The organism is Rheinheimera sp. (assembly GCF_030824435.1).
Taxonomy (GTDB): domain Bacteria; phylum Pseudomonadota; class Gammaproteobacteria; order Enterobacterales; family Alteromonadaceae; genus Pararheinheimera.
Window position 1 is genome coordinate 54,404 of sequence record NZ_JAVBXS010000100.1, and the last position, 12,176, is coordinate 66,579.

Consider the following 12,176-nt stretch of genomic DNA (forward strand, 5'->3'; position numbering starts at 1 on the left):
GCTTTTCCTTGATTTTTCCTGCACTTCCCGAATTTGGGGTGCAGCGCCTCAAACACTATAACAAAGTTGTGCACCAGAGCTCAAAACAACAAAGCACTGTTTTCCATCAAAGAAAAGTCCTTTGCATGCCCAGATTAAAACGACAAACCACCGGCCCAAACCGGTCAAAGGCATTTTTCCTGCTTGAATTTCCAACAAACAAAACATAGAATGATCGTTCACTCTAAAGTTGGAGATTTATCATGCGACGTCCATTACGTCCTGTTATTGCCCTGGGGGCCACTGTTATTTCATTGCTGTTGTTAAGCGCCTGCCAACCGGCAACCACCCAACAGGCAGCTTCAGCACCGGCCGCTGTGGAAGTGGCTGTAGTACAACTGCAACCTCAGGCAGTGACACTGAACACTGAATTACCGGGCCGCACAGTTGCATTTCAAAAAGCGCAAATCCGCCCTCAGGTTGGCGGTATTATTTTGTCGCGTAACTTTACTGAAGGCAGTGAAGTTAAAGCGGGCGACACTTTGTATCAGATAGATCCGGCGCAGTATCAAAGTGCGGTGAACAACGCCAAAGCCCAGCTTGCCAAAGCAACAGCCAATTTAACCCAGGCCAAAGCCAAAGCCAGCCGCTTTCAAGACTTACGTAAAAGTAAACTGGTGAGCCAACAAGACGCTGATGAAGTTTTCGCTTTGCATCAACAGGCAGAGGCCGATGTGCTGGCCGCCAAAGCCAGTCTGGAACAAGCCAGTTTGCAGCTGACCTACAGCAAAGTGCTGGCGCCTATCAGCGGTCGTATTGGCAAATCTGCCGTGACTGCCGGCGCATTGGTGAGCTCAGGTCAGGCAGAAGCTTTGGCCACTATCACGGCACTTGATCCTATGTATGTTGAAGTGACCCAATCAAGCAAAGAGTTGCTGCAACTGAAACAAGCGCTGGCAAATGGCAGCCTGAATGCCGCCAGCACTGAAGTGAGTTTAACGCTGGAAGATGGCAGTTTGTATCAGCACAAAGGTCAGCTGCAATTTTCGGAAGTCAGTGTTGATGAAAGCACTGGCTCAGTGGTGCTGCGTGCTCAGTTTGCCAACCCGGATCAGCTGTTATTACCTGGCATGTATGTACGCGCCACCCTCAATAGTGGCGTAAAAACTGCCGCTATTCTGGCACCACAACGGGGTGTTAGCCGCAATGCCAAAGGTGAAGCAACTGCACTGGTGGTGAACAACGAAGGCAAAGCTGAACTGCGGTTATTAAAAGCCAGCCGCACTTTGGGCGATCAGTGGCTGATTGAAGATGGTTTAGCCGCCGGCGATCAGCTGATTGTTGAAGGTTTGCAAAAAGTACGGCCAGGTAGCCCGGTTAAAGCTGTGCCTTTTGAGGTTGAGCCAGCCGCTGATGCAGGCAATGCAACCGGCAATAAAGCCAAAGGCAACGGAGCCGCGTTATGAGTCGTTTTTTTATCGACAGGCCCATTTTTGCCTGGGTTATTGCCATTGTCATTATGCTGGCCGGTGTGCTCGCCATTAAAGGTTTGCCCATAGCGCAATACCCTTCTATTGCACCACCCGCCATCAGCATTAGCGCCAGTTACCCCGGCGCTTCGGCCAAAACGCTGGAAGACAGTGTCACGCAAGTCATTGAGCAAAAAATGAAAGGTCTGGATGGCTTGTTGTATATGTCATCCACCAGTGAATCCAGTGGCACTGCCACTTTAACCCTGACTTTCAGCGCTGACACTAACCCCGATATTGCCCAGGTGCAGGTGCAGAATAAACTGGCGCTGGCCACACCGTTATTGCCACAAGAAGTGCAGCGCCAGGGCGTGCAGGTGGCAAAATCTGCCCGCAATTTCTTGTTAGTGATGGGTTTTGTCTCTGAAGATGGCAGCATGAACAATATCGACATTGGCGATTATGTGTCAGCCAATGTGCAGGACATTATCGCCAGGGTGGAAGGTGTGGGTGAAGTGCAGATGTTTGGTACCCAATATGCTATGCGCATCTGGTTAGACCCTGCCAAACTCGCCAACTACAAACTGAACCCGGCGGATATTAACGCCGCTATTCAAGCGCAAAACGCTCAGGTATCGGCCGGTCAGCTCGGTGGTTTACCTTCAGCAACAGGCCAGCAACTCAATGCTTCCGTTACAGCGCAAAGCCGGCTGCAAAGCACAGAGCAATTTGGCAATATTTTGCTGCGTATTAATGCCGATGGCTCTGCGGTAAAACTCGCTGATGTCGCCCGTATTGAACTGGGTGGTGAAACTTATGAAGTGTCAGCCCGTTATAACGGCAAACCGGCCATTGGTTTAGGAGTAAAACTCGCCAGTGGCGCCAATGCACTGGACGCCGCCGATGGTGTTAAGGCAGCAATCGCCAATATGCAGCCGTATTTTCCGGCCGGTTTACAGGCGGTGGTGCCATTTGACACTACCCCTTTTGTCAAAATTTCGATAGAAAAAGTGGTACACACTTTAATTGAAGCCATAGTGTTGGTGTTTTTAGTGATGTATCTGTTTTTACAGAACTTTCGCGCGACGTTAATCCCAACTATCGCCGTGCCGGTGGTGTTGCTTGGCACCTTTGCGGTGTTATCGGCTTTTGGGTATTCCATCAATACCCTCACTATGTTTGCCATGGTGCTGGCGATAGGTTTGTTGGTGGATGACGCCATAGTGGTGGTGGAAAACGTGGAACGGGTAATGACCGAAGAAGGTTTATCGGCCCGCGACGCCACCCGTAAATCGATGGACGAAATTACCGGCGCTCTGGTGGGTATTGCCTTGGTGCTGTCGGCAGTTTTTGTACCTATGGCGTTTTTTGGTGGTTCTACCGGCGTCATTTACCGCCAGTTTTCTATCACGCTGGTGTCTGCCATGGCGCTGTCGGTGTTGGTGGCCCTGGTGTTAACACCGGCACTTTGCGCCACTATGCTCAAACCGTCCGGCCACAGCGGTGGCGGTTGGCTGGGTAAATTTTTCTCCGGTTTTAACCGTGGTTTTGATGCCACCAATAACAGCACTCAATCTATTGCCAGACGCATGATCAATCAGCCCAAACGTTATTTATTGGTTTACGGCCTGATTGTCGGTGGCATGGTGCTGCTGATGTTACGTTTACCTTCGGCCTTTTTACCGGATGAAGACCAGGGCATTTTATTTAACCAGATTGTGTTACCGGCCGGCGCCACCAGTGAACGTACACTGGAAGTGGTCAAGCAAGTGGAACAACACTTTTTGGTTGAGCAAAAAGAAGCGGTGAAATCGGTGTTTTCGGTCAGTGGTTTTAGTTTTGCCGGTCGTGGCCAGAACGCCGCCATTGGTTTTGTTAATTTAAAACACTGGGACGAACGCCAGCGCCCCGACCTCACAGTCAAAGCTGTCAGCGGCAAAGCCATGGGCGCTTTTAGCCAAATCAAAGATGCTATGGTGTTTGCATTTGCGCCGCCAGCAGTCGTTGAACTTGGCACCGCCAATGGTTTTAACCTGCATCTGCAAGACAGAGCCAACTTAGGCCATGAAGGTTTGCTAGCTGCCCGTAACCAGTTATTGGGTATGGCAGCACAAGACAAACGCCTGATGGCAGTGCGGCCCAATGGTCAGGAAGACACACCGGAGCTGAAGCTTGATATTGATTTGGCCAAAGCCGGTGCTTTAGGTGTCAGTCAGGCCGATATTAACCAGACAGTACAAACCGGCTGGGGCGCAAGTTATGTTAATGATTTTATTGATAAAGGCCGGGTGAAAAAGGTATTTGTGCAAGGCGATGCGCAAGCCCGTATGGTGCCGGAAGATTTAGCCAAGTGGTATGTGCGCAATCACAACAATGAGATGGTGCCTTTTACCGCTTTTGCCAGCGCACACTGGAGTTATGGCTCACCAAGGCTGGAACGTTATAACGGTATGTCGTCGATGGAAATTCAGGGCATGGCAGGCCCTGGCTTCAGCACAGGTGAAGCTATGCTGGCGATGGAAGAATTGGTGGCCAAACTGCCGGCCGGTGTTGGTTTTGAATGGACGGGCATGTCGTATCAGGAACGCATGACCGGCGATCAGGCGCCTATGTTATATGCCCTGAGTTTATTGGTGGTGTTTTTATGTCTGGCCGCTTTATATGAAAGCTGGTCGATACCTGCAGCTGTAATGGCCGTGGTGCCGCTGGGTATTTTTGGTGCTTTGGTCGCCTCAACGGTACTGAAGTTATCCAACGATATTTATTTCCAGGTGGGTTTATTAACCACTATGGGTTTGGCCGCCAAAAACGCCATTTTAATTGTTGAGTTTGCCAAAGGCGCTTTGCAACAAGGTATGTCTTTAAGTGACGCCGCTATTGCCGCAGTGCGTTTGCGGTTAAGGCCTATTTTAATGACGTCTTTTGCTTTTATTTTTGGTGTATTGCCGCTGGCGACTGCATCAAGCGCGGGCTCAGGTGCACAAAATGCACTGGGCAGCAGCGTGATTGGCGGTATGTTGGCATCCGCTATTCTGGCGGTGCTTTTTGTACCACTGTTTTATGTGCTGATTGGCAGAGTGTTCCCGCAGCTTCCTTCAACTGAAAGGACAACTGAAGAGACAGCTGCAGAAACAGCCTTAAAAACGCTGGCGCAAAACCCCGACAAAGCCTGATAATCCCGGCAACTTACAACGGCAGCCCCAGCTGCCGTTTGTTTTGGAGTGGTGATGAATACAAAAACTAAAAAACATCAGGATCCGGCACAAGCCGAAGCCAGGAGGCAACAAGTATTAACGGCAGCCGCCGATTGTTTCCGTCGTCGTGGTTATCACGGCGCCGGTATGGCGGAAATTTCCAAAACGGCCGGCATGAGCCCTGGCCATATTTACAATTATTTTGTTAGTAAAGAAGCCATTATCGAAGCCATAGTGGCGCAGAATATGGCGGACATGTTTTCGATGTTAAGCGCTTTTGCCCAAGTGGAAGGTGATTTACTGGACGCTTTGGTGAATGGTGCTGATCAGGGTGTGGAAAAAAACCTGAATCCGGCTTATTCAGCTTTGCAGCTGGAAATGTTGTCAGAAGCAGCCCGTAACGACAAAGTAGCAGCATTGCTGCGCCATGCCGATCAGGCCGCCCGCGCACAAATTAAAGCGCTGTTAACCGGGCCTGAAGGTACTTTACGCAGCCTGCCGGATATTGAAGTGGACGCCCGGCTGGAGCTGCTTTCATCGGTGTTTAACGGTTTATTGGTGCGGGCTGTGTTAAACCCGGAGTTGTCGCGCCAGCAACTATTGCTGGCACTGAAACCCTGGCTTCGGCAGTTGTTGTCTGTTTAAAACTGCTGACTACAACGGCTGGGTAACATTCAGCGCAGCGGCAGGCCGCAGCAGCTACCTCTTGCGGCACATTGACAAGCAGGTCGCAACTTTGTAAAAACACCGCCTTGTTTGCTGTGCTGTTATTTTTGAACCGGAGTGTCTGATGAATCACATTTCTTTAAACTGGCCAACACGCCAGGACTGGATCAGCGACATCATGCCGGATTTTTATCAGCATGGTCTGGCAATATTGCCACAGGCTATTCCGGCAGAGTTATGTCAGGCACTGCTGGACGAAGTTTCTAAGCGGCAGGATTTAACAGCGGCAGGTGTTGGCAGAGCTGGCGCCCTGCAACAAAACACTGAAATACGCCGCGACCAAACCGCCTGGCTGGATGCTAGCAGTGAAGCACAACAACACTATCTGGCACTGATGCTGGCGCTGCAACAACAAATGAACCGTCAGTGTTTTTTAGGCCTCACCCATCACGAATGCCATTTTGCCCGTTACCAGATTGGCGATTTTTACCAAACCCATCTGGACGCTTTTCGCGGCCGCTCTAACAGAGTGCTGACCACAGTGCTGTATTTAAACTCTGTGGCCGAAGGTGGCGAGCTGGTGATTTATGATGAAAACAACAACGAGCTACAACGGGTGTTGCCACAAGCTGGTTTATTGGTGATGTTTGAAAGCGAAAGATTCCCGCATCAGGTGTTACCTGCTAAAGCGCTACGCTACAGCATCGCCGGTTGGTTTCGCAAAGATTAAATCCCGCTTTATTGGGCTTATAACAAGCGCAATCTGGCATTACACACTTTATTCTGACGAAGAATTCAGCTGGCCAGAACTGCGTCTGACACCAGCTTTGCAAGATCCGTCGCAGCGCCCTGTTGTGCTTGTTGAATAAGCAACAATAACTCCACAGTAGCGCGGGCATCGGCATAAGCACGGTGATGGTTATGCAGTGGTATGGCAAAATGCTGGCATAAATTGCCAAGACTATAAGATTGCAGCCCTGGATAATAACGGCGCATTTGCACCACAGTGCATAACTTAGGGTTTTGTAGCGTGAGACCACAACGCTGTAACTCAGCGCGGACAAAACCATAATCAAAAGCGGCGTTATGAGCGACAAAAATACTGTCACCGATAAACTCAATAATGTCTGTCGCAAGCTCACTAAAAGTGGGGGCGCCCGCCACCAGACTGTTGCTGATGCCGGTCAGGCCTGTGATAAAAGACGGAATATGTCGTTTCGGATTAACCAGACTTTGGTACTCGCCAATGATTTGGCCACACTGCACTTTAATTAACGCTATTTCAGTAATACGGTCGTTTTCACCATGTCCACCTGTGGTTTCCACGTCCACCACCACATAAAGCCGGTTGGGGTCTTGCCACCACAACACTTTTTCCAGCCGTACCATAAAACCCAGTTGCTGCATGCTTAACAAACGGCTGAGTTGGTTACGACGCAACACATCACCCTGAGCTTTGAGCTCAACAAAAATCAGCTGGTCATTTTTCACCAACATTAAATCCGGGTACCCACTGCGATGATTGCGAAAATCCAGCGCCATTTGTTTCAGCATTGTGGCAAGGGCGTCAGCCGGCGCCAGTTTGACCAACAGCGGTAACGCAGTAGCAAGCTCTGGCGTCCAGTTAAACAGCGCATTGGGGCTTTGAAAATATAAAGTCTGGTTCTGCAATAACAACTGCAATGCCTGCTTTGGCGAGGCGAACAACGCCAGTTTGTGGTCTATCGCTTGTTGTTGCTGCTGATAAAAACCGCCACTGGTTAAATTAACGGGTTTAAGTTCAAACTCGTTATAAATGGCACTGTGTTCTGCTAAAAACAGCTCCTGCCAGAACAACAAGGTAAATAACGCCAGCCATAACTGGTTTTCGGCAAAAAATACCTGATAACCCTGCTGCTGGTAATACAGCATGGCCCCCCGCTCTGCCTGGCCCAGATACAACTCATCCAGCTGAATACTACCGGCACTATTTAATAAATCGGTTAAATCTGAAGTTTTTTTCCGGCCAAATTTACGGCTGGCAAAATCACGGGCAAACCAGAATTCGTCATCACAACAGGGGTTTTGTTGCATTTGCGCCAGCAATTGATCCAGCGCCTGTTGTTTGGCAGGGTCGCTGCGACCGGCATAATACAGCCGCACTAAACGTTCGGATGCCGGATAACCAGCGCTTTGCTGATAAAAATAAATAGCGAGTTCAGTGACTTGCCGGCGCAGCTGTTGGCATAAACCGCTAAAGGCCAGCTCAGGCTCAGACTCAGACTCAGACTCAGACTCAGACTCAGACAGCTTCAGGTTCAACCCTGGCTCAGCGCCCAGCACTGCAGCACGCAACAAAAAAACGTTGTGTTCATCTGCGGCATTCAGCGTCGATACCGCAGTAAGCAGCTTTTCCGCCAAACGCCCCAGCTGGGTATAAAGTTGCTCCCGCCACAGTTCAGTGCGTTCGTCCAAAGGCTGTGGCCATTGTTGTTGCCGCTGCCACCAAAGCTTTAACTGTTGTAGCTGCCACGGGAGGTTTTGTGTTTTCCAGTCAAGTTGTAGTTGTTCGAATGCCGGTTTGAGTCTGGCATAGACAAAAGCCGCTTTGGCTTCGTCTACTGAGGCAAAACGTGCTTTGAATGTTGATTTAAAAGCAGGTTTAGCAACAAGACCTAAATCCCTTAACGTAAAAGCACTCAGGTTGCTTTCAAAACGGCCAAAAAATAAAAAATAACAATATTGCAGTTCGTCCTGGGCTTTCAGGCAGATATATAACCCACTCAGGTTAATCAGCTCTGCCAGCGCTACAAATTCACGAACTGTCTGAATTAGCGCTAACAATTCGGCTTTGGTCGCTGCTTTTTTCAGTTTTTGCTCAGGCAACACCCCATTTTTGTCCGCTTGCCGAATCAGCTGCCATAACTGCTGTTTATCAGCGCGTAACAAAAAATCGGCAACTTCGTCTTGCTGTTCAATGTGCCCCACCAGATTGGCGGCGCGCAACTCTGCCACTGCAGCGGCCTGATCCGGCACTTCGTCATACAGAATATCCGCAAGTGCAAACACCAGCCCTTTGCGGTTCAGCATCCGCAGCCATAACCTTTTGGCCGGCAACGACAAAGCATAAAAACGCTGCAGCAGCGCCTGATGCTGCGGCAACAATAACTCTGCACTCTGGTTTTGCAGCTGCGTTAATAACTCGGAAAAATGGTTCAGATAATAATCGGGCGGCAATAACAAGGCTGGTTTTGGCATACAGTTTCCCGACAGGGCACACAACATCTGTTTGCAGTCTAATCAAAGACTGTATGTTTGCACAGCACTTCAGCACAAAAGAGCTGCATAACGATAAAAACCGACTTTTGTTACATTCTGATACAGCAGCTTTTGTATTAAGTCTTGCCCTGTACAGAACTTGACCGCTAAGCTGGCTTCTGGCTTGTTTTTTAGCCTCAGGATTTTTCAGTGCGGACTGTGTTTCCGGGCTCAGTTTGTGGACTGTGGCTATGTTTGCAAACTGGGTTGGTCAAACACAGCCTATTGGCAACAACATCATTTATTTATCAAAGGCACTTTTACCCATCAAAGCTGCCTTGTTACAAGGAGCTGTTATGAATACCAAAAGCCTGCTGGATCAATTATTTCGTTCTGGTGCAGAAATGTTGCAAGGCAAAAGCAGCAGCCAGAGCGGTTATTCGACGTCTCAATATTCGTCGCATTCGTCAGCACAGCATTCACAGCACACCACACAAAAGCAAAGCGGCTCAGATCTCAGCTCGCAGCTGTCGTCGTTATTGCCGGGATCTTTAGCTGGCGCCTTGTCGGGCAAAGCTGGTGCAGCACTGGCCGGTGGTGCCTTGGGTTTATTACTTGGCAGTAAAAGTGGCCGCAAAATGGGTGGCACTGTGCTGACTTATGGCGGTTTGGCGGCTCTTGGCGCCCTTGCTTATAAGGCCTACCAGAATTACCAGCAACAGCAACCGGCCACTGCTGCCAATACAGGACATGCAGCATCAGTGCAGCCGCTGGAGCAATTGCCAGCCCCGGTGCAGGAAGCCCATAGCAAAGCCATTTTGGTGGCTTTAATTGCTGCCGCCAAAGCCGATGGTCATATTGATGCTAAAGAGCGGCAGCTGATTGACGGTGAAATTGCCAAAATCACCCATGACCACAGCGTGCAGCAGTGGTTTGACGCCGAGCTGCAAAAACCTTTGGATCCTGCTGAAATTGCCCGTTATGCCACAGATCAGGCCATGGCCAGCGAAATGTTTTTAGCCAGTGTACTGGTGGTGGACGAAGAAAACTTTATGGAAAAATCTTATTTGCAGGAGCTGGCGCGTCAGCTGCAATTACCGGCAGAACTGCAACAAAGTTTAAGAGCACAAGTGGCTGAAGTGCAGCAAGCGATGCGCTCATAACTTTGCTTATCTAACAAGGGCGGCGTTTTGCACCGCAACGCCGCCTTTGTTATTTTTATTGTGGTCAGGCGGTAGATGTCAAAAAATGGCGGATCAATACCCGATGCCCCCAAAAAATCTACCCCAAAAATCCGACGCAACCCAGCAGCACAACTTCCTGACAAATCAGCTAAATCTGCGCCAATAACACTTCCTGCTCCAGAAAATGTTTGCTTTGCAAAAACGCCGCCTCAAGGCCAAATAAACGATGTTTTGCCGCCAGTGTGATGGCCTTTTCAAGTTGCGTTTTTTGTTTGGGCTGATATTTAAAACCGGCAAGCCAGGGTGTTAAATCAGGCGCCACCACAAACTGCACTTTATCACCGTACTTTTTTTGCAAAGTATCAAAGACTTCAAGGCCGGCGGCGTCAAAATCAAAAGCACAATAAATCTGGTTATATTGCGCCAGCCAGCCGGTTAATAACGCCGAGCCAATACGGGAGCCCGCCGCCAAAGCCACATCACAGTTATCCAGATTTAACGACAACGCCAGCATCTGGTTGGTTAACTGCAACACTTTGGGATAACAAAAGAAATTTTCTTCGTTTTCAATCAGCAGCAGCGTATTTTTTGGCTGATAACCTTGCGAAATATTCGCTGAACCATCCGGATTATTGCTGGCCAGCACCAGATCGGGTCTTGGGCTTTGAAGTGCATTGTGATACAGCAGCAAATAACAATAAGAAGTGACCGAATTGTGCGAGTTGCCCTGCAAACTGGCGGTTTGCCGGTCGGCAGGTGCCAAAGCACTTTGCCATAACTGCTCAAACAACTGCTCGTCCAGTACCGTCAGCAACCATTTGCCGGCGCCAGTGGCTTTTACTTTAAAAAGTTCACTACGGCGCTGATAAAAACCAGGCGGCAACAACTGCAATAATTTAGTGTAATGCACTGATTTGCCATCTTTTATTTGCTGCAGATACTTTTTTAACATGCCAGCACCTGAGCGACTGCCTTGTGCCAGGCCAGCAGCAATTGTTGCCGCTCTGTGTCTGTCATTCTGGGTTCAAAACGTTGCAGTGGCCTTGGCAAAGCTGCTGTTGCCGCTAAATTGGCGTACCAGCCATGGGCAATACCAGCAAGCAGCGCAGCGCCATAAGCTGAGGTTTCGGCTGAAGCAGGCCTGAGCACAGGCACATTCAGCATGTCTGCCAGATATTGGCAAAACCAGCTATTCACCACCATGCCGCCATCCACTTTCAGCGCCGTTACTTTGGCGCCATCGGCTTGCATCGCCGCTAATAAATCAGCGGTTTGATACACCACTGCTTCAAGCGCCGCCCTTGCCAGTTGTGCCTTGCCGGTGCCAAGCGTCATACCCACCAAAGCTGCACGCACATCGGCGCGCCAATAAGGCGCGGCTAAACCGGTAAAAGCCGGTACTAAATACACACCGCCGTTATCCAGAAGCCCAGCGGCCAGAGTTTCAGTTTCACTGGCACACTGAATCACGCCCAGCTGGTCGCGCAGCCATTTCACTGCAGCACCGGCCACAAAAATAGCGCCTTCCAGCGCATATTGGGTTTGGCCCTGCACTGTGCTGGCCACAGTGGTCAACAACCTGTTGTTGGAAAAAAGCGGTTTATCGCCGGTATTCAGTAAGGCAAAACAGCCGGTACCATAGGTACTTTTTAACGCGCCCTGGCTGACACAACCCTGCCCTATAGCCGCTGCCTGCTGATCGCCAACCAGCGCCAGAATGGGCAAAGCAACACCTAAAACAGTTTCTGCACAAAGGCCATAAAAATCAGCACTTTGTTTTACCTCTGGCAAACAATGCTCCGGCACGTTAAACAGCGCAAGTAACTCGCCATCCCATTGCAGACTATTGATATTAAACAACATAGTGCGACTGGCATTGCTACTGTCGGTGGCAAACACAGCACCACCTGTCAGGCGCCATAATAAAAAACAGTCGATGGTGCCAACACAAAGTTGTTTTGCCGCCGCCTCTTGTTGCACAGCAGTATTGTGCTTGAGCAACCAATTGATTTTGCTGGCTGAAAAATACGGGTCCAGCTCCAGTCCGGTTTTTTGTTGTACCAGAGTGGCGTGGCCCTGCGCTTTAAGCGCAGCACAATCATCAGCAGTGCGCCTGTCTTGCCAGACAATAGCGGGCGCCAGTACTTGTCCTGTGGTTTTATGCCAGGCCACTGTGGTTTCGCGCTGATTGCTGATGCCAAGCCCCACCACCTGCAATTGCAGTTGCTCGGCTTGTTTAAGCACATCACGGCATACTTTCAGCACCGACAACCAGATATGTTCGGCGTCCTGCTCTACCCAACCTTGCGATGGATATTGGCAATTGAGCTCCTGCTGCGCCTCTGCCAGCACTTCACCTTGTTGATTAAATAACAAAGCCCGGCTGGACGAAGTGCCCTGATCCAGCGCCAACATCACCTGTTGCATCACAACTCCTGTAGCCAAAG

Annotated in this window: 8 protein-coding genes; 5 read left to right on the forward strand and 3 right to left on the reverse strand. The window is 49.8% G+C overall.

The genetic code is table 11. The annotated features are described in order from the left end of the window. Positions 1 to 242: 242 nt before the first annotated feature. The 4 genes from RCH83_RS16680 (at position 243) to RCH83_RS16695 (ending at position 6,038) form a co-directional block, all read left to right on the forward strand. Positions 243 to 1,445 carry an efflux RND transporter periplasmic adaptor subunit gene (locus RCH83_RS16680; protein WP_306523916.1) on the forward strand — a complete coding sequence of 401 codons (1,203 nt, stop codon included), beginning with the start codon at positions 243 to 245 and terminating at the stop codon, positions 1,443 to 1,445. Then, the gene (locus tag RCH83_RS16685; protein WP_306523917.1) at positions 1,442 to 4,621 is read left to right on the forward strand and encodes an efflux RND transporter permease subunit; all 3,180 of its coding nucleotides are present in this window, start codon (positions 1,442 to 1,444) and stop codon (positions 4,619 to 4,621) included. Before RCH83_RS16680 ends, RCH83_RS16685 begins: the two co-directional genes overlap by 4 nt. Before the next feature lie 54 nt (positions 4,622 to 4,675). Next, complete coding sequence (locus RCH83_RS16690; protein WP_306523918.1) at positions 4,676 to 5,287, forward strand: TetR/AcrR family transcriptional regulator; 612 nt, start codon at positions 4,676 to 4,678, stop codon at positions 5,285 to 5,287. Between the two features lie 145 nt (positions 5,288 to 5,432). After that, the gene (locus RCH83_RS16695; RefSeq protein WP_306523919.1) at positions 5,433 to 6,038 is read left to right on the forward strand and encodes a 2OG-Fe(II) oxygenase; all 606 of its coding nucleotides are present in this window, start codon (positions 5,433 to 5,435) and stop codon (positions 6,036 to 6,038) included. Positions 6,039 to 6,103: 65 nt separating this feature from the next. On the opposite strand, the gene RCH83_RS16700 is transcribed toward RCH83_RS16695, so the two are convergent. Beyond that, positions 6,104 to 8,545, reverse strand: coding sequence for an exonuclease domain-containing protein (locus tag RCH83_RS16700; RefSeq protein ID WP_306523920.1), 2,442 nt, complete (start codon positions 8,543 to 8,545; stop codon positions 6,104 to 6,106). 404 nt (positions 8,546 to 8,949) lie between these two features. Here RCH83_RS16700 and RCH83_RS16705 point away from each other — a divergent pair, with 404 nt between their 5' ends. After that, on the forward strand, positions 8,950 to 9,708 hold the full coding sequence (locus tag RCH83_RS16705; protein ID WP_373689816.1) for a tellurite resistance TerB family protein: 759 nt from the start codon (positions 8,950 to 8,952) through the stop codon (positions 9,706 to 9,708). 169 nt (positions 9,709 to 9,877) lie between these two features. Here RCH83_RS16705 and RCH83_RS16710 read toward each other — a convergent pair whose 3' ends face one another. Together RCH83_RS16710 and glpK are read right to left on the reverse strand one after the other, a co-directional pair. Beyond that, a complete protein-coding gene (locus RCH83_RS16710; RefSeq protein ID WP_306523922.1) occupies positions 9,878 to 10,681 on the reverse strand; it encodes a hypothetical protein in 804 nt (267 codons plus the stop codon). After that, positions 10,675 to 12,156, reverse strand: coding sequence for a glycerol kinase GlpK (gene glpK / locus RCH83_RS16715; protein ID WP_306523923.1), 1,482 nt, complete (start codon positions 12,154 to 12,156; stop codon positions 10,675 to 10,677). Before glpK ends, RCH83_RS16710 begins: the two co-directional genes overlap by 7 nt. Positions 12,157 to 12,176 lie beyond the last annotated feature (20 nt).